Origin of the sequence: Limnohabitans planktonicus II-D5 (assembly GCF_001270065.2) — a bacterium.
Lineage (GTDB): Bacteria > Pseudomonadota > Gammaproteobacteria > Burkholderiales > Burkholderiaceae_C > Limnohabitans_A > Limnohabitans_A planktonicus.
Window position 1 is genome coordinate 47,088 of sequence record NZ_LFYT02000012.1, and the last position, 24,952, is coordinate 72,039.

The window sequence follows — 24,952 nt, forward strand, 5'->3', positions numbered from 1 at the left end:
CTCAGAGGTAAATTTTTTGCAACAGTGACAGCAGCGTTTTGCGCTCTGCTGGCGTGAGCTTGGCGGTTTTTTCGGTTTCGAGCTCGGTTGCCGTTTGTTCGGCTTGCACCATCAGGGCTTGGCCCTTGGCAGTGGCGTGCAGGCCCACTGCGCGACCGTCGTGCGGGTGGGGCTTGCGCTCGATCAAGCCCCGAGCCTCCAGTGACTGGATCAAACCCACCAAGTTGGGGGGCAACAAATTCAAGGCCGCGCACAGCTGGCGCGAGGTCACGCCGGGGTTGTGGCCAATGGTGGACATCACCGAAAAGTCCACCGGCTTGAGGCCATAGGGCGCAAGCCGCTCCAAAAACAATTCGATGATGCTCAGCGCCGCACGCCGGGCGTTGTAGCCCATGAGGCTTTGCAGGTAGCGCGTGTCCACTTGCTCAACGCAAGCCGCAGCAGGTTTGATCACTTTGGCGCTGTGGCGCAGCCCTTTGGATGAGGCGGGGAGTGGGGTTTTGAGGGCCGCAGTCGCCAGGGTTTTGGGGGCTGTTTTGCTGGCCGTTTGGCTTGGGCGTGTGATGCCGGGCATGGGGTCGTTCATGCTGCGGCCATGCATTGCTGCACGATGATGAAAGTGCGCATCTGGAATTCGGGCAGCACCCAGCTGCGCAAGGCTTTGGCCGGTGCCAGCCAACGAGCCTGGGCGTTGGGCGTGTCGGCGTCCACACCTGATTCGATGCGCAGCCAAGCCCAATCCATGAGCACCAGCGCCACAGCACGCAAATAATCGTCGGCCACCCGATAGGGCAAGGCGGCGTCTTGTGCAGCAGCCTTGACGATTTGCGCGGTCACGGCACGCAGGGTCTGGATGCGTGCCTGCGCGGCGGTACTGGCTTTGGCACCTTTTGGCAAGTCGGCTGCGATCGTGTCCAGCAGGGTGTTCATGCTCGTGCCGCCATCGGCCAGCACTTTGCGCACCAAGAGGTCAATGGCTTGGATCTCGTTGGTGCCTTCGTAAATCATGGCCACACGGGCGTCGCGCACGATCTGCTCGATGCCCCATTCGCGCACATAGCCGTGGCCGCCAAACACCTGCAGGCAGTCGCTGCCGCCATGAAAGGCCTGGTGCGTGAAGACCGATTTCATGACCGGCGTGACGAGGGCGCACCAGCGCTGGGCGGCGGCTTGCGTGGCGGCGTCCTGGCTGTGCTTGATCAGGTCGAGTTCGAGCGCGGTGCGGTAGGCCAGCACACGACCGGAATCGACCCAGGCACGCTGCGTGTCCAGAATTCGTCGCATGGCGGGGTGCTCGCCAATCAGGTCAGCTTCACCCGCTGACTTGCCTTTGCCCGGCGCACGCATTTGGCGGCGCTCTTGCGCATAGGCATCGGCTTTTTGCCAGGCAGCGTCCAACAGGCCAATGCCTTGCAAGGCCACATGCAATCGCGCGGCGTTCATCATCACGAACATCGCGTTCAGGCCCTTGCCGGGCTCGCCCACGATCGCGCACACGGCTTCGTCAAAGCGCATCACGCAGGTGGGACTGCCGTGCAGGCCCATTTTTTCTTCGATGCGGTCGCAGTGCACGCGGCTGCGTGAGCCGTCCGGGTAGAACTTGGGGACCAGGAACAGCGACAGGCCTTTGGGGCCGGGCGGCGCGTCGGGCAAGCGGGCCAGCACCAAGTGCACGATGTTGTCGGTGAGGTCGTGCTCGCCACCCGAGATGAAAATTTTGGTGCCGCTCACGGCGTACTTTCCATCGGGCAGGGGCACGGCGCGGGTAGCCGCCAGGCCCAGGTCAGAGCCTGCGTGCGGCTCGGTCAGGCACATGGTGGCCAGCCATTCGCCGGTGGCCACTTTCTCTAAATATTGCGCTTTCAGTTCGTCGCTGGCGTGGTGCTTGATGCATTCGTATGCGCCATGCAGCAGGCCGGGGGCCATGGTCCAGCCGTGGTTGGCGGCCGACAGCATTTCGTAGAGCATGGCTTCGAGCACGCTGGGCAGGCCCTGACCGCCGTCTTCGGCGCTGGCGGCCAAGGCGGGCCAGCCTGCTTGCCAAAACGCTTGGTAAGCGGCCTTGAAGCCCGGCGGCATGGTAACTGCGCCGTCTTTCCATTGGGCACCGATTTCGTCGCCGTCGCGGTTGAGCGGGGCGATGACTTCGCCCACGAACTTGCCCGCTTCACCCAGCACCTGCTGCATCAAGTCCGAGTCCACCTCGGCAAAGGCGGGAAGGGCTTGCAACTGGGCGGGTGCGTTCAAAACGCGGGACAACACAAACTGCATGTCCTCGGTGCGGGGCTGGTAGACGTTCATGGGTTTCTTGGGCTCAAGGGAAAAAAATCCGGCGCTACCGTCGAGCAGCGCCGGACAAAACGATGTTGGTCAGCCGAATCAGGAATCGACGCTGAAGCCAATGCGCTTGATCAGGGGCCCCCAGCGCTCGAGTTCTACTTGCGAGCTCTTGAGCTGGTCAGCGGCCGTGCCACCAAATGGAATCAGGCCGACCACGGTCAAGGCGTCTTGCACGCCTTTGTCTTTGAGCGCAGCGTTGATCGCCGCATTGGCTGCTTGCACCACGTTGGCTGGGGTTTTGGCGGGGGCGTAAAAGCCAAACCACTCTTCCACAGTCAACTCGGGGAAGCCTTGCTCGGCAAAAGTGGCCACATCGGGCACAAAAGGCGAACGGGCTTTGCCCGAGGTGGCCAAGATGCGCATCTTGCCGGCTTTGTGGTTGGCAATGAAATCGCCATGCGGGGTGAACATGCAAGCGATCTGGCCGCCGACCACATCGGTCACGCCGGGCACTGAGCCACGGTAGGGCACATGCTTGAACTCGAAGTTCTGGTTCAGACCGAGCAAAGCGCCAATGAAGTGGGGCGTGGAGCCTGCAGCAGGTGAGCCGTAGCTCGCTTGCGCGGGGTTGGCCTTGGCCCAGACGATGAAGTCTTTCACGTTCTTGACGCTGGCCGGCACCATGGGGCCAACGGCAAAACCGTGATGGATCATGGAGGCGGTGCCCACGGGTGTGAAGTCTTCAAAGGGCTTGTACTGCAGGTTTTTGAAAATGTGGGGATAAAGCGAGATGGCCGAGAACGGCGTCATGGCCAGCACCGAGCCGTCGGCTGGAGCACCTTTCAGCAGGTTCAGGGCAATTTGACCGCCTGCACCAGGCTTGCTGTCAATGATGCCGGCGTTCTTGCTGTAGGGCGTGCCGCCAAACTTCTCGGCCACACGGCGGGCGCAGATGTCGCCCGAGCTGCCGGGCGGGAAGCCGTAGAGCACTTTGACTTGCTCAATCGGCAGGCCACTTTGCGCCCAGGCTTGCTGGAACGCGGTGCTGCCCAAAATGGCGGCACCGATGGTGGATTGAATGAATTCTCGACGGTTGCTCATGCTTGTCTCCTCGGAGGGGTGGTTGGAAAACTCAGGTTAGGGGAAAACAGGAAATCACACAAATCAGCTGCACAAAGTGCGGATGTCATCGGGCACCGCAATGGCTTTGATCCGGTCGGGGTCTTCGGGGTGTTTGATACAAAAGGCGCGCACTTCGGTGCCCTCGCATAGCACCATATCTCCACGCATCACAACGTGTTTGTGTACAAACACTTTCTCGCGCCACTCCTGCACGCTGGTGTGCACTTGAATGCTTTCTCCATAGGTGGCCGGGCGTATGAACTTGGTGTTGATCTCCAACAGCGGCGTGCCGATGATGCCGCGCGTCTTGACCAGTTCGCGCCAAGGCGGGATGCCGCACTTCATGAAGAAGTTCAGCGATGACGCGTCCATCCATTTGGAGAAATTGGGGAAGAACACGATGCCTGCGGGGTCGCAGTCACCGAACATCACTTGCACTTCGTAGATGACGGTTTTCATGGGATATTTCGTTAAGCGTTTGGCGTTGAGCGTTTGGCGTTTGGCGTTTGGCGTTTGGCGTTTGGCGTTGAGCGTTCAGCGTTGCGCGGTTTTTCACGCTCAACGCTCAACGGGCGTCAGCGGGGTGCCATGCGCAATGCGCCATCGAGGCGAATGACTTCGCCGTTCAGGTGGTCGTTGTGCACGATGTGGCAGGCCAGTTCGGCAAATTCGCTGGGCTTGCCCAGGCGCGCTGGGAAGGGGATGCTGGCGGCCAGCGATTGCTGAATAGGCTCGGGCAAGCTGGCCAAGAGCGGTGTCTTGAACAGGCCGGGTGCGATGGTGCACACGCGGATGCCGTGTTGCGCCAAGTCGCGGGCCATGGGCAGCGTCATGCCCACCACACCGGCTTTGGAGGCGCTGTAGGCCTGCTGGCCCACTTGGCCGTCAAAGGCGGCAACAGAGGCGGTGAAGACCATCACGCCACGCGCACCGTCCTCCATGGGGTCGAGTTGGGCGCAGGCCTCGGCAAACAGGCGCGCCGCGTTGTAGGTGCCGATCAGGTTGACGTTGATCACTTTGGCAAACTCGTCCAGCGGCGCGGCTTTGCCGTCTTTGCCGACCACGCGCTTGGCGGTGCCGATGCCTGCGATCTGCATCAAGATGCGGGCGGGGCCGTGGGCTGCGGCGGCTGTCTGGATGGCTTGCGTCATGCTGTCTGCATCGCTCACATTGCAGTGCACCGCAACACCGCCAATCTCTGCGGCCACGCGCTCGGCGTTGGTCATGTTGAGGTCGAGCACCGTGACCTTGGCACCCAGGCGGGCCAGTTCGCGGGCCGTGGCCTCACCCAAACCAGAGCCACCGCCGGTGACCAATGCTGCTTGTCCTTGAATGTTCATGTTGAGACCTTTCTGTTGTAGGTCGGCCCTTCAGGTCCGACGTTTCGGGTGCATGACGGGGCTGAAGCCGCCGACCTTCGGGTTCTTGGAATTTGTATTGATGTAGGTCGGTGGCTTCAGCCCCGACAAATGCCCGCAGACCGCAAACATGTCGGGGCTAAAGCCACCGACCTACAAAATCAGTTCATGCGCTTTCAGGGTTTTCGATCAACAGCGCAATGCCTTGCCCACCACCGACACAGGCGCTGGAGATGCCGTAGCGCAAACCGCTGCGTTGCAACTCACGCGCCAGCGTGATGGTCAGGCGCACGCCTGTGGCGGCCAGGGGGTGACCGAGCGCGATCGCGCCGCCGTTGACGTTGAGCTTGGACAGATCGAGTCCCAACTCTTTGGCTACGGCCAGGGTTTGCGCGCCTTGCGCTTCGTTGATTTCGAAGCGGCCAATGTCCGACAGCTTCAGTCCCGTGCGCTCGAGCAGCAAACGAATGGCCGGGGCAGGGCCGATGCCCATGATCTCGGGCGGTACGCCCACGGCCGCAGCGGCCACCACACGGGCCATCGGTTTTTTGCCTTGGGCTTTCGCATAGGTGCCAGACGTGACCACGCAGGCAGCCGCCGCATCGACCAGGGCAGAGCTGTTGCCACCGGTCTGCACGCCGCCTTCGTACACGGGCCTGAGTTTGCCCAGCACCTCGGCTGGCGAGATGCGCGGGTGCGTGTCGGTGCTGACCTCGGTCACTTTGCCTTGCAGCTTGATGCCCCGGGAAACGTAGCCTTCCAGCTCGAACTTTTCGGTAACCACCGGCACGATCTCGCCCGCATGAAAACCTTCTGCTTGCGCGGCCACCGCTTTGGCAAAGGAGTCGGACGCGAACTGGTCCACCTCTTCGCGGGTGATGCTGTATTTTTTGGCCAGGTTCTCGGCCGTCTGGATCATGTTGATGCCTGCAGCCGGGTCTTTCAGGGCTTCCCACATGAAGTCCTTGAAGCCCACGGGCGCGCCGAGCTTGAAGCCGGTGCGGTGGTCAAAGGCGGCAATCGGGTTGCGCGTCATGCTCTCGGTGCCAACCACCAGCGCGGCCTCGCACACACCCGCTTCGATCTGCTCGCCGGCCTGGCGAAACAACTCAAAGCCGGTGCCGCAAATGCGTTGCACCATGATGGCGGGCACCTCTTGCGGCACACCGGCGTACAGGCCGATGTGGCGCGGCAGTACAAACTGGTCAAAGTCGCCGGGGGCCATGTTGCCGGTGATGACCGAGCCGATCTCGCTGGCCGCTATGCCTGCGCGCTTGAGTGCTTCACGAGCGGCCTTGATACCCAGGTCGGTGGGCGAGATGTGGCCGAGTGATCCGCAGTAATCGACCATGGGCGTGCGCACGCCGTCGTGCATCCACACATCTGCAAACGCGTTGAAAAATCCTTTGGAAGCCATTTTTTCTTCTTTCTGTTTTTGGTAGGAACTTGCCCTGCAAGCGATGCTGGAGGGCTATCGCTTGCAGGGCAAGCTCCTACATGAAATTCATTGGGGTTTGACGATGTCATGCAGCGTGTCGGCATGCAAGGCCGCCACGGTGTCGGCGCGGTGGGTCAGCACCGAGCGTTGGTTGATCGAGCCTTTGTCGGTGATCTCGCCTTTGTCAATGGTGGGCGGCTCGCTGAGCAAACACAGGCGGGCAATGCGGTTGGCGCTGCCGGTGCTGGTTTGGGCCAGGGTGTTGACGATGTCCTGGAACTTGGCCAGCACCGGGGCCGAGGCCAGCACGTCGGCCAGGGGCGCATCAGCAGGCAAACCGCTCAAAGCACGCACCGCCGGTGTCGGAAAAATCATGGCACCGACTTCTTTCAGGTTGATGCCAGTCAGCACTGCGTCCTGAATGAAGGGGGCTCCCGCTGCGATGATTTTGGCCCGCAGCGGGCCCACGCTGACAAAGGTGCCGGTGGCCAGTTTGAAGTCTTCGGCAATGCGGCCGTCGAATTTCAGGCCCAGGTGCACATCGGTCTCGTCGATCCATTGGACCGCGTCGCCGGTCTTGAAAAAGCCTTCTTCGTCAAACGCACTGGCGGTTTCTTCTGGGTTGCGCCAGTAGCCGGGCGTGATGTTGGGGCCGCGGTAGCGCACCTCGGTTTTGCCTTGCATGTTCACCAGCTTGAGTTCCAGGCCGGGGGTGGGCACGCCCAGGTCGCCCGCTTGCACAAAGGGGTTGGTCACAAAAATACCGAAGGGACCAGACTCAGTCATGCCCAGGCCCGTGCCCATGACGATGCGCTCGCCCACTTCACGCTCCTGGCTGGCATACAGACTGTCCCAAATCGGTTGGGCCAATGCGGCTCCGGCGTAAAAGAACATCTGCACGCGCGACAGCAGCGTTTTGCGCAGCTGGTCGTCGGTTTGCATGGCGTGGGCGATCGCTTCAAAACCGGTGGGCACGTTGAAGTAGACGGTGGGCGCGATTTCACGCAGGTTGCGCAAGGTCTCGTGCATGAGCGCTGGCGTGGGCTTGCCGTCGTCGATGTACAGCGTGCCGCCGTGGAACACGGTCATGCCAAAGTTGTGGTTGCCGCCGAAGGTGTGGTTCCACGGCAGCCAGTCGACCAGCACCAGTTCTTGCTCGGCCAGCACGGGCATGGACTGGGCCATTTGTTGCTGGTTGGCACACCACAGGCGGTTGGTGTTGATGACGGCTTTGGGCAGCTTGGTGGAGCCGCTGGTGAACAAAAACTTGGCAATGGTGTCGGGGCCGGTGGCGGCCATGGCCGCATCCACCGCGGGTGTGGCGGGCTGTGAACACAGGCTCTCAAAGGCCGTGACACTTCGGCCGGGCACATCACCCTCGACCATCACGACTTCCATGTCGTCGCTCACCGTGGCGGCAATGGCTTTGGCATAGCGAGCGTCTGAGGCGAACACCATTCCAGGCGTGACGGTGCTCAGCACATGCTTGAGCTTGTCATAGTCCACGCTGACCAAGGAATAGGGGGGCGAGGTGGGCACGTAGGGCACGCCGGCCACGAGACAACCCAAAGCCAGTAAGGCATGTTCCAGGCTGTTTTCGCTCAGGATGACAACGGGGCGCTCAGCGTTCAGGCCGCGGTCGATCAGGCCTTGCGCAATGTTGCGCGCTGTTTGCCAGGCCTGGGCATAGCTGATGTGTTGCCAGTCACCCAAAGTGCCATCGGCTTGCTGGATGCGGCGCGCCATGAAGCTGTGCTCGGGCTTGACCTGCGCCCAATGCTGCAGGCGGTCGGTCAGGCGGTCCGGAAAGGCCTGCAGGTCCTGGTCGGCTTGTAGGTAACGCGTGCCGTCTGTACCGTTGCGCAGGTTGACACGGGTCACGCCGAATTTGAGCGGACGAAATTGGGGGGCGGTCATGGGGTCTCCGGTTTTGGCGTTTTGCGTTGAGCGTTTGGCGTTGAGCGTTGAGCGTGTTGGGTTCAGGGGTCGGTTTTCGGGTTTCGGGTTTCGGGGTCGTCGCTCAACGCTAAACGCACTTCGCAAATCGCTCAACGCCAAACGCTCAACGCTCAACGCTCAACGCTCAACCAAAAAACACTCAACCCTTCTGCACCTTGGCGGCCTTGCCCTCCAGGAAGGCACGCACACGGGCTTTGGCTTCCGGGGCGGCTTGGGCGATTGAGGCCATCAGGGCTTCGGTGAACAGGCCATGGTCAGCCGGTTGTTCGGCAATGCGCGGCATGGCGTGTGTGAGGGCAAAGTTGGTCAGTGGGGCATTGGTGGCAATGCGGGTGGCCAACTCGATGGCCTTGGCCAATGCAGTACCCGTGGGCACGAGGTATTGCGCCAAACCCACGCGCTCACCGTCTTGCGCGTTGTACACGCGGCCCGTGAGCATCATGTCGATCATGCGGGCTGTGCCAATCAACTTGGGCACGCGCACCGAGCCGCCGCCACCGACAAAGATGCCGCGTGTGCCTTCGGGCAGCGCGTAAAAAGTGCTCTCATCGGCCACGCGGATGTGGCTGGCGCTGGCCAGTTCCAGGCCACCACCCACCACAGCACCATGCAAAGCGGCCACCACGGGCACCCGGCCTTGCTCAACGGCGTTCAAGGCCACATGCCAGCTGCGTGAGTGGTGAATGCCTTCGCCCGCATCGCGCTCTTTCAATTCAGACAAATCCAGACCGGCACAAAAGTGGTCGCCCTCGCCATGGATCACGGCGGCCCCCGCTTCTGGCGGCAGGTTTTGAAACACATCACGCAGGGCTTCGATCAGGGCGTCGTTCAGGGCGTTGCGCTTGGCAGGGCGGCACAGGCGCACCACCGCGACGGACCCTTTCATGTCCAGCGCAACACCGTTGGCGGCTGCGCGTTCGAGGATCGGGTGGCTGTTGTGTGTCATCGCAAGGGGCTTTCAGCAGACTTGACCCATGGGGCAAGAAGGTTATTACTCATAACCATATTGTGATCAGCGCTTGACGATTTACTGCTTGGTGTTTTCCCTAGACTCCTTGTCTACACAAGGCGTATGCCCAGCCCTTTACAGAAGTCATGCCCTCGGGACACTGCGATGGGAGGGTGATAGGCGGTGATCTCAACCGGTGTTGTGGTCTGGCAGGTGATGTTTGTTGTGGCAGCGATCACTCACTCATCAGGCCCGAGGGTTGGTGATTTGATGCTGCTGGGTTCCGCCCAGAGGTGATGCTTGGCATCCTTGAGGGTCATGCGGTGCGCCTGCTGGCGCTGGACAAGGCCGGCTGAGAATCGTCTGGCTTTGCGAGTCTGCCTGCAAGGAGAGGGGTGATTTTTCGCAGCTTGGGGGTCGAAGACCCCGACAATTTGACCCATGAAAAAACCCGCAAGAAGCGGGTTTTTTCATGGGGGTGTCAAACGATCAACGCTGAACGTCGCGGCGTGGGGAGCCGGTGAACAACTGACGTGGGCGGCCGATTTTGTACTCGGGGTCGCTGATCATTTCGTTGAGTTGGGCGATCCAGCCGACGGTGCGGGCCAGCGCGAACACCCCGGTGAACAGGTTCACCGGAATGCCGATGGCGCGCTGCACGATGCCAGAGTAGAAGTCCACGTTGGGGTAGAGCTTGCGGCTGACGAAGTATTCGTCTTCGAGGGCGATCTTTTCCAGTTCTTTGGCCAGCTTGAACAAGGGGTCGTTTTCCAGGCCCAGTTCCTTGAGCACCTCGTTGCAGGTCTCTTGCATGAGCTTGGCGCGGGGGTCGTAGTTTTTGTAAACGCGGTGACCGAAGCCCATCAGCTTGACGCCGGAGTTCTTGTCTTTCACCTGGTTCATGAATTCACCGACTTTGGACACGCCACCCATTTTCTGGATGTCTTCCAGCATGTTCAGGCAAGCTTCGTTGGCACCGCCGTGAGCTGGGCCCCACAGGCAGGCCACACCCGCAGCGATGGCCGCGAAGGGGTTGGTGCCCGACGAGCCGCACAGACGCACTGTGGAAGTCGATGCGTTTTGCTCGTGGTCAGCGTGCAGCGTGAAGATGCGGTCCATGGCGCGTTCAAGCACGGGGTTGACCTTGTACTCTTCGCAAGGGGTGCCGAACATCATGCGCAGGAAGTTGCCCGCGTAGGACAGTTCATTGCGGGGGTACATGTAAGGCTGGCCCACGCCATATTTGTAGGCCATCGCTACGAGGGTTGGCATTTTGGCGATCAGGCGGATCGCCGCTATGTGGCGGTGTTCAGGATTGTTGATGTCGGTGCTGTCGTGGTAGAAGGCAGACAGGGCACCCACCAGGCCAGTCAGAACAGCCATGGGGTGAGCATCACGGCGAAAGCCACGCAGGAAAAACTGCATCTGCTCGTTGACCATGGTGTGGTTGTTCACCAACTTGTGAAAGTCCTTACTTTGCTGGCCCACGGGCAATTCGCCGTTGAGCAGCAAGTAGCAGGTGTCCAGGTAGTCGGCCTTGTTGGCCAGTTGCTCGATGGGGTAGCCGCGGTACAGCAGCTCGCCTTTGTCGCCATCGATGTAGGTGATGGCCGATTGGCAAGAAGCCGTGGACAGGAAACCCGGATCGTAGGTGAACATGCCGCTTTGTGCGTACAGTTTGCGGATGTCAATGACGTCTGGACCGATGTTGCCTGAGTACACGGGCATCTCGATGCTGGGGCTGCCGTTGGTGAACGACAGGGTGGCTTTGTTATCAGCGAGTTTCATGGTGGGTTTCCTCAAAATATCCAGGTATGAACCGTTTCAGGCTCACGCTCTCAGCATGTCCAGGACTTCGCACACCTCTTCGGTGTTGATCTCGGGCTGTAGCGCCTTACGGCGCAACAGCAAGTCCATGAGATCGTTGTCTGACAGGTCCATCAGCACATACATGCCCCGGGCCTGGCCAACCGTCAACTTGTCTGCATGACGGTTGAAGAAGCGCTCGATGAACAAATCGTTCTCGAGCAGCCCGCGCCTGCTGCGCCAGCGCAGCTTGCTCAGGGACCGCTCGCTCAAAGGGGCGAGGCGGTCAGCGCCAAGCAGGGACGCGTCTTCCAGGATCGGGGTAACAGTCATCAGGCAGCGCGGCGAACCATCATCTCTTTGATCTTGCCAATGGCCTTGGTGGGGTTCAAACCCTTGGGGCAGACATCGACGCAGTTCATGATGGTGTGGCAGCGGAACAGACGGTAGGGGTCTTCCAGGTTGTCCAGGCGCTCAGCGGTGGCTTCGTCGCGGCTGTCGGCGATGAAGCGGTAAGCCTGCAGCAAACCGGCCGGGCCCACGAACTTGTCGGGGTTCCACCAGAAGCTGGGGCAGCTGGTCGAGCAGCTGGCGCACAAGATGCACTCGTACAAACCGTTCAGCTCGTCGCGCTCTTCAGGGCTTTGCAGGCGCTCGGTCTCAGGCGGGATGGTGCTGTTGATCAGGTAGGGTTTGATCGAGTGGTACTGCTTGAAGAACTGGGTCATGTCCACGATCACGTCGCGGATCACGGGCAGACCGGGCAGGGGTTTCAACACGATGGTGCCGGGCAGCGTGTTCATGTTGGTGAGACACGCCAGACCGTTTTTGCCGTTGATGTTCATCGCGTCAGAACCGCACACGCCTTCGCGGCAAGAGCGGCGGAAAGAGATGGTGGGGTCCACGGCCTTGAGCTTCATCAGGGCGTCGAGCAGCATGCGTTCATTGCCGTCCAGTTCGACCTGGATGGTTTGCATGTAGGGCTTGGCGTCCTTGTCAGGGTCGTAGCGGTAGATCTGGAAAGTGCGTAGGGTCATGAAAGAACTCCTGGTGTATTCGGGTGATGGACCGCCACTGGAAGTGAGTGGTCCAGGCAATCTTTAGAACGTGCGGACCTTGGGTGGCACAGAGTCCACAGTCAGGGGCTTGAGCTTGACCGGCTTGTAGGTCAGGCTGTTCGACTGGCTGTGCCACAGGGTGTGTTTCATCCAGTTGGCATCGTCGCGGCCCAATGGGGCAACGGCGTCATCCACTGGACGCTCGTAGTCGCTCACGGTGTGGGCACCACGGCATTCGTGGCGGGCAGCAGCAGACACCATGGTGGACTGCGCGGCTTCGATCAGGTTTTCCACTTCCAGGGCTTCGATGCGGGCAGTGTTGAACACTTTGGAGGTGTCCTTCAGGCCAATCGCATTGACGCGCTCACGGATGGCAGCGATCTTTTGCACGCCTTCGTCCATGGAGGCTTGGGTGCGGAAGACGCCAGCGTGTTGCTGCATGGCCGCACGCATGTCGTTGGCCACGTCCTGGGCGTATTCGCCGCCACGGCCTTCGAGCTTGTTCAGGCGGCTCAGGGTGAAGTCTGTGGCGTCCGCGGGCAGTGGCTTGTGGGCCTTGGTCTTGCTGGCGAAGTCGACGATGTGGTTGCCTGCGGCGCGGCCAAACACCAGCAAATCGAGCAGCGAGTTGGTGCCCAGGCGGTTGGCCCCATGCACCGAGACGCAAGAGCATTCGCCCACGGCATACAAACCGTTGACCACGGCGTTGTGGTCGGTGGCATTTTGCGTCACGACCTGGCCATTGATGTTGGTGGGAATACCGCCCATCTGGTAGTGGATGGTGGGCACCACCGGGATAGGCTCACGTGTGATGTCGACGTTGGCGAAGTTGACGCCGATTTCGTACACCGAGGGCAGACGCTTGTGGATGGTTTCCGCACCCAGGTGGTCCAGCTTGAGCATGACGTAGTCTTTGTTGGGGCCGCAGCCACGGCCTTCCTTGATTTCCTGGTCCATGCAGCGGGACACGAAGTCACGCGGTGCCAGGTCTTTCAGGGTGGGCGCATAACGCTCCATGAAGCGCTCGCCATTGCTGTTGAGCAAGATCGCGCCTTCGCCACGGCAGCCTTCGGTCAACAACACGCCCGCACCGGCCACGCCGGTGGGGTGAAATTGCCAGAACTCCATGTCTTCCAAAGGAATGCCGGCGCGAGCGGCCATGCCCAGGCCGTCACCCGTGTTGATGAAGGCGTTGGTGGAAGCGGCATAAATGCGGCCTGCGCCACCGGTGGCCATCAGCACGGTTTTGGCGTGCAAGACGTGCAGGTCGCCAGTTTCCATCTCAAGAGCTGTCACGCCCACCACGTCGCCTTCGGCGTCACGGATCAGGTCCAGCGCCATCCACTCGACGAAGAAGCTGGTTTTGGCGGCCACGTTTTGCTGATACAGGGTGTGCAACATGGCGTGACCGGTGCGGTCAGCCGCAGCGCAAGCGCGTTGCACCGGCTTTTCGCCGTAGTTGGCGGTGTGACCGCCAAACGGGCGCTGGTAAATTGTGCCGTCTGGATTGCGGTCAAACGGCATGCCCATGTGCTCCAGGTCATACACGACCTTGGGCGCTTCGCGGCACATGAATTCGATGGCATCCTGGTCGCCGAGCCAGTCGGAGCCCTTGATGGTGTCGTAGAAGTGGTAGTGCCAGTTGTCGTCGGACATATTGCCCAGCGAAGCACCAATGCCTCCTTGGGCTGCCACAGTGTGGGAACGGGTGGGAAACACTTTGGAGAGGACAGCCACATTGAGGCCCGCGCGGGCCAGCTGCAGCGAGGCACGCATGCCCGAACCACCGGCGCCGACGATCACGACGTCAAACTTGCGGGTGGTGATGTTGTCTTTGGTATAGCTCATGGTTTAACTTGGTTGGTGTGATTTCAGCGCAATGACAGGCGAGGGCTGACGCCTCACAGGCGCCACAGGGCCTGAACAGCCCAGCCGGCACAGCCGACCAGCCAGACGAGGGTGAAGACGTGCAAGACCAGGCGCACGGCCAGGGGCTTGACGTAGTCCATCCAGATGTCACGCATGCCCACCCACACGTGGTACAGCAGGGAAAGGATCACGCAGAAGGTCAGGACCTTCATCCACTGGGACGCAAAAATGCCAGCCCACTCTTCGTAACCGATAGGGCCAGCGGTGAAGATCACCTGAGCCAGCAAGATGACGGTAAACAGGGCCATCAGGGTGCCGGTCACGCGTTGTGCGAGCCAGTCACGGAAGCCATAGCCAGCACCGGTCACGATGCGTTTGGAGCCGTAGTTCACGGACATAGTTCAGTTTCCTTTGTTGTTATGGGGCAGATCAGTACAAACCAAACATCTTGGCGCCGAGCACGGCGGTCAGGCCGATGCTGAGCACCAAGGTGGCGATGGCAGAGGATTTGCCGAACTCTTTGGTCACGGCATGGCAGATGTCCATGTACAGGTGACGCAGGCCAGCAATGAAGTGGTGCAGGTAAGCCCAGATCAGGGCCAGTGCGATCAGCTTCATGAACCAGCCGGGCACAAAGCCGATGCCGACGTTGAAGGCAGCCGAGAACTTGGCAAATGAAATTTCGGATGTGATCGAGTTGTCAAACATCCAGATGATCAGGGGCATCAGCAAAAACATCAGGAAACCGCTGATGCGGTGCAAGATGGACACGATGCCAGCCAACGGCAAACGGTAAGTCGGCAAGTCTTTCAGGGCGTTGATGTTGCGGAATTCTGGCCGCTTTTTGGCGAGTTCAGTCATGTAAGCACTTTCTGGGAGGTAACTCGGTTGTAATTTTGAATGACAAACCGTCGGATTCTATTGCAACGCAGCAAACTGACATGAGCATTTCAGGCGAGTATTGAAAAAAACGTTCAACCGTGCTTTTTTGTCAGTTCAGCGCATTGCGGTAATGGTGACTGTCGGTGCGGTAGATGCCCCGGCGCAACTCCATGGGCGTGTCGTTGTAGGTGTAGGCAATGCGCTCGACGCTCAAAAGCGGGGAGCTGTTGGGGACTTGCAGCAGCTGGCTCTGGGTGTCGTCGGGCAAAACAGCTCGGATTTTTTCGTCAGCCCGCACCATGCGCACGCCAAATTCGGTTTCAAACAAGGCATACATGGGGCCATGGTAATCGGCCAGGCGCTCGGCCGTCAGACCCTTGAAGGGGCCGCCGGGCAGCCACAGGTCTTCCAAAATGGTGGGCACGCCTGCAAAAGACAGCACCCTGCGAACCTGCAAAACGGCATCACCCGCCCGTAAAGCCAGCGCCCGTGCAATTTCGGCCGAGGCCCGCAGTCGCTTGCAGTCCACGATCACGCGCTGCGCGGGGCCTTCGGTGTTGAGGTCGCCCCCCTGGTCGGGCACGAGTTTGAGAAAGCGGTACTGCACATGCTGCTCGGCATGGGTGGCCACAAAAGTGCCTTTGCCTTGTCTGCGCACCAGCAGGTTGTCGCCAGCCAGTTCGTCGATGGCTTTTCGCACCGTGCCCTGGCTCACCCGGTAGCGCGCTGCCAATTCCATTTCGCTGGGAATCGACTCGCCGGGCTTCCATTCACCTGTTTGCAGACTTTGCAGGATCAGGCCCTTGATCTGCTGGTACAGCGGACTGAACGCCGGGGCAGGCGTGGGCAGGTCTGCCGCAGGAAGATTGGAATCGGTCACGTTGAAGCTGGGGTGTGTTGAGGGCTTGTCCGGCATGTCGGTCAGGTGCATGTCAGGTATGACATCATATCTTATATAAGACATAAGACAAATTGACGAGTCAGGGTTTTCGCGGGTACACTTGAAGGCTGTTTGCTTGCGTGGGGTCTCCGTTGAGAGGCTGTTTTGCGCAAGTCCGGTGCGCCGGACAGACCGGCCGATATGTTTGTCGGCCAAGGACTGCGACCCTTGTTTTCAATACTTCTGGAGTTTTCCACCATGAGCAAAAAGCCCGTCCGCGTTGCCGTCACCGGCGCAGCAGGTCAAATCGGTTACGCACTGTTGTTCCGCATCGCCTCCGGCGAAATGCTGGGTAAAGACCAGCCCGTCATCCTGCAATTGCTGGAAGTGCCCGTCGAAGGCCCCCAAAAAGCGCTCAAGGGCGTGATGATGGAACTCGAAGACTGCGCGTTCCCATTGTTGGTCGGCATGGAAGCCCACGGCGACCCCATGACCGCCTTCAAGGATGTGGATTACGCTTTGCTGGTCGGTTCGCGCCCACGCGGCCCCGGTATGGAGCGTGCCGAGTTGCTGGCCATCAACGGTGCCATCTTCACCGCTCAAGGCAAGGCCCTGAACGCTGTCGCTTCGCGCAACGTTAAAGTGTTGGTCGTGGGCAACCCCGCCAACACCAATGCCTTCATCGCCATGAAGGCCGCTCCGGACCTGAAACCCGGCAACTTCACCGCCATGCTGCGTCTGGACCACAACCGCGCCCTGTCGCAAATCGCAGCCAAGACCGGCAAAGCCGTGGCCGACATCGAGAATTTGTGCGTCTGGGGCAACCACTCTCCCACCATGTACGCCGATTACCGTTTCGCCACCATCAAGGGCGAATCTGTCAAGGCCATGATCAACGACCAGGAATGGAACGCCAACGTGTTCTTGCCCACCGTGGGCAAGCGCGGCGCAGCCATCATCGAAGCCCGTGGCCTGTCTTCGGCTGCCTCGGCTGCCAATGCGGCCATCGACCACATGCGCGATTGGGCCTTGGGCACCAACGGCAAGTGGGTCACCATGGGTATTCCTTCGCAAGGCTGGTACGGCATTCCCAAAGACGTGATGTTCGGCTTCCCCGTCACTTGCGAAAACGGCGAGTACAAAGTCGTGGAAGGTCTGGAAATTGACGCCTTCAGCCAAGGCTGCATCGACAAGACGCTCAAAGAGTTGACCGACGAGCAAGCTGGCGTCGCTCACCTGATCTGATTTAAGGCCGAGAAGTCCAAGTGAGCCATCCTCGCGACGTCCTTTTGGGGGCACAAGCCGCAAGCGTGCAGCTGCCGGTTTGTGACCATTACAGCGGTGTCGAAGCGAGGATGCGCAAAAGCCTGCAATTGCAGGTGGACATGATGCAAGAGTTCGGCGCTTGCGTTTTTGATGTCACTCTGGATTGCGAAGACGGCGCGCCAGTGGGGGGCGAAGCCGAGCATGCGGCCTTGGTCACCGAGCTGGCATTGGCCGCCACGGCTGCCAACCCCGGGGCCCGTGTGGCCGTGCGTGTCCATCCTGTCGATCACCCCTCTTTTGATGCCGATATGGCGCTGATTGCTGCCCGGGCTGGTTCATGCCTGTCGCACATCATGGTGCCCAAGGTGGAAACCGTGGCCGATGTTGAGCGTGCGCAAGCGGCCCTGTTGCAAGCAGGGGCGAGCGATTTGCCGCTGCATGTTTTGATTGAATCACCTGCTGCTGTGCACCGGGCGTTTGACATTGCCGCCCACCCCCGTGTGCAGTCGCTGAGCTTTGGCCTGATGGACTTTGTCTCGGCCCATGGCGGGGCCATACCCGCTGAGGGCATGGGCATTCAGGGGCAGTTCACGCACCCCTTGGTGCTGCGCGCCAAGCTCGACATCGCCAGTGCCTGCCACGCGCACGGCAAGGTGCCTTCGCACTGCGTGGTGACCGAATTCAAGAACGCCGATGCCATGCGCATGGCTGCCAAGAAAGCCGCATGTGAGCTGGGTTACACACGCATGTGGAGCATCCACCCGGACCAGATCCGTCCCATCCTGGAGGCCATGGCCCCCAGCGAGGCGCAGATCGACCAGGCCAGCGAGATCATCGAGGCGGCCCATGCTGCCGAATGGGCACCCATCAGCCATGCGGGCCAGTTACACGACCGGGCCAGCTACCGGTTTTTCTGGCAGTTGCTGGAGCGCGCCCACCAGACGGGCCGTCCATTGACTCCATCCATTCAGGCGTTTTTTGCCGCATCTGGTCAATTGACCCTGCGCGGTTCATGATGGTGCCTTCTTCCATGAAAGGGCTTCCCATGATCAAAACAGCCATTGTGCTGACCTGCGTGTGTTGGGCAGGTGCTGCATGGGCGCAAGCGCCTGCAAAAATCACCCAACCGTCAAGCACCAAAGCCCGCACATCGCCCAGTGACACTTCTTCGCTGTCCAGTGCCGAAGCCACTGCCCGCCTTCAGGCTCAGGCCAATGCGCAAGCTTTGGCCAGTCCGCCGTCCAAGCCTTCTGCGGCACCTATCCTGGCGACTCCGACTTTGATGGCTGCTGCACCCTCTGTTGCGGCTCAGACAGCCGTGCCTGCATCTCCCGTTCAGACTGTGCGCACCGCCTCGGGTGAGCAGCCCATGGGCACCGAAGAGCTGGCCATTGCAGATCGTGTGCACAAGGGCCAGCTGTCTTGCGAATTGGGCGCTACTGTTCGTGTGGATGCAGATCCCTCGCAACCGGGCTATTTCAATTTGCGTGGCAAAGGCTTTCGTTACCGCATGCACCCGGTGGCGACCAGCACTGGCGCCATTCGCCTTGAAGACAAAAAAGCCGGAGCCGTCTGGCTTCAGCTGGCCAACAAGTCCATGTTGATGGACCAGAACAAAGGCCGACGCATTGCCGATGAATGCGCGCACCCCGAGCAAGTTGCCTTTGCCCAAGACATGAAACACAACCCACCGCCCAAGCTGTTCGACACGACCGGCATGGGACGATGACTGATCCCCATTTTGTTTGACCGGAGAAAAAACCATGTTGAAAGCCTACCGTGAACATGCAGCAGAACGCGCTGCCCTGGGCATTCCAGCACTGCCGCTGGACGCCAAACAAGTCGCTGACTTGATCGAGTTGATCAAGAACCCGCCCTCTGGCGAAGATGCGTTCTTGATGGACTTGTTGACCCACCGCGTGCCACCTGGCGTGGACGATGCGGCCAAGGTCAAGGCCTCTTTCCTGGCGGCTGTGGCCCACGGTGAGGTCGCAGTCGGCCTCATCTCCAAAGCCAAAGCGACCGAATTGCTGGGCACCATGGTGGGCGGCTACAACGTGCACCCGCTGATTGAGCTGCTGGACGACGCTGAAGTCGCTGGTGTGGCCGCTGAGGCCCTCAAAAAGACCTTGTTGATGTTTGACTTTTTCAACGATGTCGCTGAAAAAGCCAAGGCCGGCAATGCCAAGGCCAAGGACGTCATGCAAAGCTGGGCTGACGCCGAGTGGTTCACCACCCGCCCCGAAGTCGAGCAAAAAATCACGGTCACCGTGTTCAAGGTGCCCGGCGAAACCAACACCGACGACCTGTCGCCCGCACCCGATGCCTGGAGCCGTCCTGACATCCCCTTGCATTACTTGGCGATGCTCAAAAACACCCGCGAAGGCGCAGCCTTCAAGCCCGAAGAAGACGGCAAGCGCGGCCCTATGCAGTTCATCGACGACCTGAAGAAAAAAGGCCATCTGGTGGCTTACGTCGGTGACGTGGTCGGTACAGGTTCGAGCCGCAAGTCGGCCACCAACAGCGTGATCTGGGCCACCGGCCAAGACATCCCCTTCGTGCCCAACAAGCGTTTTGGTGGCGTGACTTTGGGTGGCAAGATTGCCCCCATCTTCTTCAACACGCAAGAAGACTCTGGCGCACTGCCGATTGAAGTGGACGTGTCCAAGTTGGAGATGGGTGACGTCATCGATATCTTGCCCTACGACGGCAAAATCGTGAAGAACGGTGCCACCGTCACCGAGTTCAAACTCAAGAGCGACGTGCTGTTTGACGAAGTGCGCGCCGGTGGCCGCATCAACCTGATCATTGGCCGCAGCCTGACGGCCAAGGCCCGCGAGTTCTTGGGCTTGCCAGCCTCCAACGTGTTCCGCTTGCCCACAGCGCCTATTGCGACCAAAGCCGGTTTCACACTGGCCCAGAAAATGGTCGGCCGCGCCGTTGGTTTGCCAGAAGGCCAGGGCGTGCGCCCCGGCACTTACTGCGAACCCAAGATGACCACCGTGGGTTCACAAGACACCACCGGTCCGATGACCCGCGACGAGTTGAAAGACCTGGCTTGCTTGGGCTTCTCGGCTGACATGGTGATGCAATCCTTCTGCCACACCGCCGCTTACCCCAAGTCGGTGGACGTGAAGACGCACCGTGAACTTCCTGCCTTCATCAGCAACCGAGGTGGTGTTTCATTGCGTCCAGGTGACGGCGTGATCCACAGCTGGCTCAACCGCTTGCTGCTGCCCGACACCGTCGGCACCGGCGGTGACTCGCACACCCGTTTCCCCATCGGCATTTCTTTCCCCGCCGGTTCCGGTTTGGTGGCCTTTGGTGCAGCCACCGGCGTGATGCCCCTGGACATGCCCGAGTCCGTGTTGGTGCGCTTCAAAGGCGAAATGCAGCCCGGCGTGACCCTGCGTGATTTGGTGCACGCGATTCCGCTTTACGCCATCAAACAAGGTCTGCTCACCGTGGCCAAGTCCGGCAAGATCAACGAGTTCTCTGGCCGCATCCTGGAAATCGAAGGCCTGCCCAACCTCAAGGTCGAGCAAGCGTTTGAGTTGTCCGACGCCTCTGCCGAGCGCTCGGCCGCTGGTTGCACGATCAAACTTAACAAAGAGCCGGTCGAGGAATACCTGAAGTCCAACGTGGTGCTCATGAAAAACATGATCGCCGACGGCTATGCCGACGCCCGTACATTGGCTCGCCGCATCGAGAAAGTCGAAGCCTGGTTGGCCGCGCCCAACCTGCTCGAAGCTGATCAAGACGCCGAGTACGCGCACGTCATCGAGATCGACATGAACGAGATCAAAGAGCCGATCCTGTGCTGCCCCAACGACCCGGACGACGCCAAGTTCTTGTCCGACGTGGCTGGTACCAAGATCGACGAAGCCTTCATCGGTTCGTGCATGACCAACATCGGCCACTTCCGCGCCGCAGCCAAGCTGCTCGGCGGCAGCCGCGACATCCCGGTCAAGCTGTGGGTGGCACCACCGACCAAGATGGACGAGAGCGAGCTGATCAAGGAAGGTCACTACGCCAACTTCGGCGCCGCCGGTGCCCGCACCGAAATGCCCGGCTGCTCGCTGTGCATGGGCAACCAAGCCCAAGTGCGCGAAGGCGCGACGGTGGTGTCCACCAGCACGCGTAACTTCCCCAACCGCTTGGGCAAGAACACCAACGTGTTTTTGGCCAGTGCCGAGTTGGCAGCGATTGCGTCCAAGCTGGGTCATATCCCGACAGTGGCCGAGTACCACGAAGCCATGGGCATCGTGAACAAGGACGGCGCTGCGATCTACAAGTACCTGAACTTCAACCAGATTGAAGAGTACGTGGAGAACGCGAAGGGTGTGACGGCCTGAGTGGTCACGGCTCCTTGAATGAAAAACGGCCCTTTGGGGCCGTTTTTCTTGCTGGTATGAAGGCCAATCTCGCCCAGTTCTATGGTGTGACTGGTCGCCAGCCAACAAGGCATAGTGCGTATTGACAACAGCTACACGTCCGGCTATTCTTTGTATATCTATTGTCTATGCGCTAAAGGGAGAGAACCATGCGTGACGCCGCTATCAATCTACGGGCACTGCCCGCTCAGCGAGACTTGATTGATCACGCTGCAACTTTGCTGGGCAAGAACCGTTCGGACTTCATGCTCGAGGCCGCCTGCGACAAAGCGCAGGCGGTCGTACTTGACCAAGTGTTCTTCAGTTTGGATGCCGACAAGTTCCAGCAGTTCAAGGCGATGCTCGACGCCCCGCCCAGCCACAATCCAGGGCTTGAGCGCCTCATGGCCGTGGGGGCACCTTGGGCCACGGTCAAGGCATGAGCTTGCAACTCAATGCACCTCAGCCGCTCGCGGCCACCCACATTTTTGATGAATTTGAGTGTGGCGAGGCCGTTCTCGACGAGTGGCTCAAGCGCCGCGCAATCACCAACCAAATCAGCGGTGCCAGCCGCACGTTTGTAGTGACGGATCAGGACAGCCGTGTTTATGGCTACTACGCCATGGCAGCGGGTGCTGTCTCGCACCAGATGGCCAGCAGCTCGGTCCGCAGGAATATGCCTGATCCAGTTCCGGTGATGGTGCTGGCTCGGTTGGCGGTTGATCATCGCGCGCAAGGTATCAAGCTGGGCGCATCCCTCCTGCAGGATGCCGTCAACCGTGCGGTGGTGGTTTCTCAGAACGCTGGTGTTCGAGCATTGCTGGTGCATGCGCTTCACGACCGCGCCAAGGCGTTCTACGAACACTATGGCTTTCAGTCATCGCCCTTGCATCCGATGACGCTGATGCTCAGATTGAATTCCAGCAAGCCCTGAGCCCTCATGTTTGCTTTGAACAAAACGACTCAAGCCTTCAGTGCGGCCTTGACCTGCTCGATACGGTCTTGACCCCAGAACATTTCATCGCCTACAAAAAAACTAGGGGCTCCAAACACGCCGCGCTCCACGGCCTTCATCGTGACGGCCTTGAGTTGGTCTTTGGTGGCTTGGTCATTTGCCATGGCCAGCAAGGCAGCAGCGTCATATCCGGCTGCGGTCAACACCTGACTGACGACGGCCGGGTCGTTCAAATTGAGTGCATCCACCCAAATCGCTCGGTACACCACATCCATGAAAGCCTGCAAACGCGGGTCGTTGTTCATTTGCAATGCTGTCACCATCCGCATCAGCGTGGTCGTGATGATCGGGAAGTGGGGATTCGTGTTCAAGGGCACGCCATACCCATCGGCAAAGCGCTTGAAGTCCACAAAGACATACCGCCCCTTGGCGGGCACGGTCATGGGCGAGGCATTGCCCGTGGCCTGAAACACCCCACCCAGCAGCATGGGCAGCAAGTTGGCTGAGGCCCCGGTGTCGGCACACATCTTGGGCAACTGGGTGTGGGCCAAGTAGGAGGCCAAACTGCCAAAGTCAAAGTAAAAGTCAAAGGTTTTCATGTGTGTCTCCTGCGTTTTCAAAACTTTTCCATGTAGGGGCGCAAATCGAGTTCATGCGTCCAAGCATCGCGTGGTTGCTGGTGGAGCATCCAGTATGCGTCGGCGATGTGGTCGGGGTTCAAAATGCCGCCTTCGTCCTTGAGTGCGTAGCGCTGTGGAAATTGCGTGCGGATGAACTCGGTGTCGATCGCCCCGTCGATGATGGTGTGCGCCACATGAATGCCCATGGGTCCGAGTTCGCGGGCCATGCTTTGTGCCAGAGAGCGCAAAGCCATCTTGCCACCCGAAAAGCCTGCAAAGTGCGCGCTGCCTCGCAGCGAGGCGGACGCGCCCGTGAAGATGATCGTGCCTTTGTGGGCCTTGCCGCTCACAGCCAATTCTTCTCGACTCACCATGCGCTTGGCCACTTCACGGCCGGTGAGAAAACCCGCCAAACAGGCCATCTCCCACATTTTGGTGTAACGCCGCGCGGTCTCGGTCAAGATACTGTTGGGCGAGTTGGCACCGATGTTGAACACCATCACCTCGATCGGACCGATATTGGCTTCGATGTGCTCGACCAATGCGATCACATCGTCCTCATTGCGCGCATCGGACCCGAACCCATGGGCCACACCCCCGCCTTGTCGGATCTGCGCCAACAGGGGCTCTAATTTGTCCAGTGTGCGGCGGGTGGCGCAGACGGTGTAACCCTCTCGTGCAAAACGCCTGGCCACCGCACCCCCCGTGGCATCACCAGCACCAATGACCAGACAAACATTGGACATGGAAACTCCTTATTCCACGCGAAACGTCAAGCCTGCATGGGCCTGCAAGCGGTCGATCAGTTTTTGTCCCATGTTGGAGGCTGGGGTCCAGATGCCGCCCGGTGTTTGGGTGGCGTCTTGGAGCAAACAGATGGCCGCTTCGCTGATCATTTTGGAGGTGCTGCCATAACCCGGGTCGCGATCGCCTTGCACGCTCACGCGGCAGGTCTGACCTGCAAGGTTGTGGCCGATGAACAAAACGTCGTAAGAGCCGGCATCGCGCTCCGCCCGCGAAGGGCCTTCGCCGGGTTGCAGAACATCGGCACCGCTCATGCTTTTATCCGCAGCAATCGCCTCGGCCACAGCCTGGCCTTTGTCGCCCGGGCCGGTGATGACCATTTCGTCGTAGACAAAGTCCGCACCCCACGCTTGCTTGAGCAAAAAGTTGGAGCGGTGCACATTGCGGGTGTTGATGGTGGCCATCACAAAGGGGGCTACCCACACATCCAGCACCTCATCGACCATGGGTTTGTGCGCGGTTGGTTGCTTGGGGCCGGTAAATCCAGGAGTCAAAGAGAATGGATTTTTCAGCAAGTCCAGCACACCAGGCTGGCTGGCAGCGGCCGCCATGGTGGCCTTGAAGCTGGCCGCCGTGCCCCCCGAAAAGGTGCCCTTCATCTTGCGCACACGACCCCGCACGCGCGAGGCCGGCGTGCCAAAACGCTGTTGCATTTCACCCTGCAGCATCAACACCCCCAGATCAAAGGGAATGGAATCAAAACCGCAGGAGAACACAATTCGCGCCCCGCTGGCTTGCGCTGCGGCATGGTGTGCGTCGATCATCTGGCGCATCCAGGCCGGCTCGCCGCACAGGTCCACGTAGTCGACACCGGCTTCGGCGCAGGCTTTGACCAGGCCGCTGCCGTACAACTGGTAAGGCCCCACCGTGGTCAAGACCAAGCGGGTGCGGCTCATCAAGGCCTGCAGGCTGGCCGGGTCTTCGCTGTCGATCACCACCAAAGGCGTGTCAGCGGGGGCACCCACTTCGTCCCGCACGGCCGCCAGTTTGCTGGCACTGCGCCCGCCCATGGCCCAGCGCAGGCCGGATGGTTGCTTGAGTAAATATTCAATCACCAAACGGCCCGTGAAGCCGGTGGCACCATGCACCACGATGTCAAATTCTTTCATTCATGCTCTTTCATTCATGCGTCAAGCAGGTCGTGCCATCCCTGGTTCTTGTTACAACGCCAAAACAACAACTGCGCTGTTGGCCTTGGGCGAAAAATTAATCCTATCACTTCATTTTTTAAGGCAAGTCCCCTAAAGCAATTGCGGGGAGCCGTTAAAACGGGGTGTTTGTCACTTCATCTGTACAGGTGAAACTCTGGCATCTGCTTTGCGCATGCCGAGCG

The 24,952-nt window shown here is 60.0% G+C and carries 24 protein-coding genes; 6 read left to right on the top strand and 18 right to left on the bottom strand.

The features are described from left to right. Position 1 precedes the first annotated feature (1 nt). The 15 genes from H663_RS31245 to H663_RS31320 all read right to left on the bottom strand — a co-directional run bounded on the left by H663_RS31245 (position 2) and on the right by H663_RS31320 (position 15,652). On the bottom strand, positions 2 to 586 hold the full coding sequence (locus tag H663_RS31245; RefSeq protein ID WP_083451353.1) for a MarR family winged helix-turn-helix transcriptional regulator: 585 nt from the start codon (positions 584 to 586) through the stop codon (positions 2 to 4). Beyond that, a complete protein-coding gene (locus H663_RS31250) occupies positions 583 to 2,301 on the bottom strand; it encodes an acyl-CoA dehydrogenase family protein (RefSeq protein ID WP_053173940.1) in 1,719 nt (572 codons plus the stop codon). Before H663_RS31250 ends, H663_RS31245 begins: the two co-directional genes overlap by 4 nt. 78 nt (positions 2,302 to 2,379) lie before the next feature. Further along, positions 2,380 to 3,381 carry a tripartite tricarboxylate transporter substrate-binding protein gene (locus H663_RS31255; RefSeq protein ID WP_053173942.1) on the bottom strand — a complete coding sequence of 334 codons (1,002 nt, stop codon included), beginning with the start codon at positions 3,379 to 3,381 and terminating at the stop codon, positions 2,380 to 2,382. A gap of 63 nt (positions 3,382 to 3,444) precedes the next feature. Beyond that, positions 3,445 to 3,861 (bottom strand): acyl-CoA thioesterase, encoded by a 417-nt coding sequence (locus H663_RS31260; protein ID WP_053173943.1) that lies wholly within the window; start codon positions 3,859 to 3,861, stop codon positions 3,445 to 3,447. Between the two features lie 116 nt (positions 3,862 to 3,977). Then, the gene (locus H663_RS31265; RefSeq protein WP_053173945.1) at positions 3,978 to 4,742 is read right to left on the bottom strand and encodes an SDR family NAD(P)-dependent oxidoreductase; all 765 of its coding nucleotides are present in this window, start codon (positions 4,740 to 4,742) and stop codon (positions 3,978 to 3,980) included. 184 nt (positions 4,743 to 4,926) lie between these two features. Beyond that, a complete protein-coding gene (locus H663_RS31270) occupies positions 4,927 to 6,177 on the bottom strand; it encodes a thiolase family protein (protein ID WP_053173947.1) in 1,251 nt (416 codons plus the stop codon). A gap of 87 nt (positions 6,178 to 6,264) precedes the next feature. Further along, positions 6,265 to 8,115, bottom strand: coding sequence for a feruloyl-CoA synthase (locus tag H663_RS31275; protein ID WP_053173948.1), 1,851 nt, complete (start codon positions 8,113 to 8,115; stop codon positions 6,265 to 6,267). A gap of 181 nt (positions 8,116 to 8,296) precedes the next feature. Further along, on the bottom strand, positions 8,297 to 9,043 hold the full coding sequence (locus H663_RS31280; protein WP_420844048.1) for a crotonase/enoyl-CoA hydratase family protein: 747 nt from the start codon (positions 9,041 to 9,043) through the stop codon (positions 8,297 to 8,299). A 552-nt stretch (positions 9,044 to 9,595) separates the two neighbouring features. Next, complete coding sequence (gene gltA / locus H663_RS31290; RefSeq protein ID WP_053173950.1) at positions 9,596 to 10,894, bottom strand: citrate synthase; 1,299 nt, start codon at positions 10,892 to 10,894, stop codon at positions 9,596 to 9,598. A gap of 42 nt (positions 10,895 to 10,936) precedes the next feature. Then, positions 10,937 to 11,245: an FAD assembly factor SdhE gene (locus H663_RS31295; protein ID WP_053173951.1), complete on the bottom strand. Its 309-nt coding sequence runs from the start codon at positions 11,243 to 11,245 to the stop codon at positions 10,937 to 10,939. After that, positions 11,245 to 11,949: a succinate dehydrogenase iron-sulfur subunit gene (locus H663_RS31300; protein WP_053173954.1), complete on the bottom strand. Its 705-nt coding sequence runs from the start codon at positions 11,947 to 11,949 to the stop codon at positions 11,245 to 11,247. Before H663_RS31300 ends, H663_RS31295 begins: the two co-directional genes overlap by 1 nt. A gap of 63 nt (positions 11,950 to 12,012) precedes the next feature. Further along, positions 12,013 to 13,818 carry a succinate dehydrogenase flavoprotein subunit gene (gene sdhA, locus H663_RS31305; RefSeq protein WP_053173956.1) on the bottom strand — a complete coding sequence of 602 codons (1,806 nt, stop codon included), beginning with the start codon at positions 13,816 to 13,818 and terminating at the stop codon, positions 12,013 to 12,015. Between the two features lie 53 nt (positions 13,819 to 13,871). Then, positions 13,872 to 14,237: a succinate dehydrogenase, hydrophobic membrane anchor protein gene (sdhD, locus tag H663_RS31310; RefSeq protein ID WP_053173957.1), complete on the bottom strand. Its 366-nt coding sequence runs from the start codon at positions 14,235 to 14,237 to the stop codon at positions 13,872 to 13,874. Positions 14,238 to 14,268: 31 nt separating this feature from the next. Beyond that, positions 14,269 to 14,700, bottom strand: coding sequence for a succinate dehydrogenase, cytochrome b556 subunit (sdhC, locus tag H663_RS31315; protein ID WP_053173959.1), 432 nt, complete (start codon positions 14,698 to 14,700; stop codon positions 14,269 to 14,271). A gap of 130 nt (positions 14,701 to 14,830) precedes the next feature. Next, positions 14,831 to 15,652 (bottom strand): GntR family transcriptional regulator, encoded by an 822-nt coding sequence (locus H663_RS31320; RefSeq protein ID WP_240620496.1) that lies wholly within the window; start codon positions 15,650 to 15,652, stop codon positions 14,831 to 14,833. A 207-nt stretch (positions 15,653 to 15,859) separates the two neighbouring features. On the opposite strand from H663_RS31320, the gene H663_RS31325 reads away from it, so the two are divergent. From H663_RS31325 to H663_RS31350, 6 genes are all read left to right on the top strand, one after another. Beyond that, complete coding sequence (locus H663_RS31325) at positions 15,860 to 16,846, top strand: malate dehydrogenase (RefSeq protein ID WP_053173961.1); 987 nt, start codon at positions 15,860 to 15,862, stop codon at positions 16,844 to 16,846. Positions 16,847 to 16,956: 110 nt separating this feature from the next. Then, positions 16,957 to 17,883, top strand: coding sequence for an HpcH/HpaI aldolase/citrate lyase family protein (locus tag H663_RS31330; RefSeq protein WP_420844049.1), 927 nt, complete (start codon positions 16,957 to 16,959; stop codon positions 17,881 to 17,883). A gap of 29 nt (positions 17,884 to 17,912) precedes the next feature. After that, positions 17,913 to 18,596, top strand: coding sequence for a hypothetical protein (locus H663_RS31335; protein WP_240620497.1), 684 nt, complete (start codon positions 17,913 to 17,915; stop codon positions 18,594 to 18,596). A gap of 34 nt (positions 18,597 to 18,630) precedes the next feature. Beyond that, positions 18,631 to 21,222: a bifunctional aconitate hydratase 2/2-methylisocitrate dehydratase gene (gene acnB, locus H663_RS31340; RefSeq protein WP_053173966.1), complete on the top strand. Its 2,592-nt coding sequence runs from the start codon at positions 18,631 to 18,633 to the stop codon at positions 21,220 to 21,222. 188 nt (positions 21,223 to 21,410) lie between these two features. After that, positions 21,411 to 21,683 carry a type II toxin-antitoxin system TacA family antitoxin gene (locus H663_RS31345; protein WP_053173968.1) on the top strand — a complete coding sequence of 91 codons (273 nt, stop codon included), beginning with the start codon at positions 21,411 to 21,413 and terminating at the stop codon, positions 21,681 to 21,683. Further along, positions 21,680 to 22,174, top strand: coding sequence for a GNAT family N-acetyltransferase (locus tag H663_RS31350; protein WP_053176732.1), 495 nt, complete (start codon positions 21,680 to 21,682; stop codon positions 22,172 to 22,174). Before H663_RS31345 ends, H663_RS31350 begins: the two co-directional genes overlap by 4 nt. A gap of 29 nt (positions 22,175 to 22,203) precedes the next feature. Here H663_RS31350 and H663_RS31355 read toward each other — a convergent pair whose 3' ends face one another. The 3 genes from H663_RS31355 to H663_RS31365 are packed head-to-tail and all read right to left on the bottom strand — an operon-like array spanning position 22,204 to position 24,728. Continuing rightward, a complete protein-coding gene (locus tag H663_RS31355) occupies positions 22,204 to 22,794 on the bottom strand; it encodes a 2-hydroxychromene-2-carboxylate isomerase (protein ID WP_053173970.1) in 591 nt (196 codons plus the stop codon). Positions 22,795 to 22,811: 17 nt separating this feature from the next. Continuing rightward, positions 22,812 to 23,561, bottom strand: a complete 750-nt coding sequence (locus tag H663_RS31360; protein ID WP_053173972.1) for an SDR family oxidoreductase — start codon at positions 23,559 to 23,561, stop codon at positions 22,812 to 22,814. Between the two features lie 9 nt (positions 23,562 to 23,570). Further along, positions 23,571 to 24,728, bottom strand: a complete 1,158-nt coding sequence (locus H663_RS31365) for a saccharopine dehydrogenase family protein (RefSeq protein WP_053173974.1) — start codon at positions 24,726 to 24,728, stop codon at positions 23,571 to 23,573. Between the last annotated feature and the right edge of the window lie 224 nt (positions 24,729 to 24,952).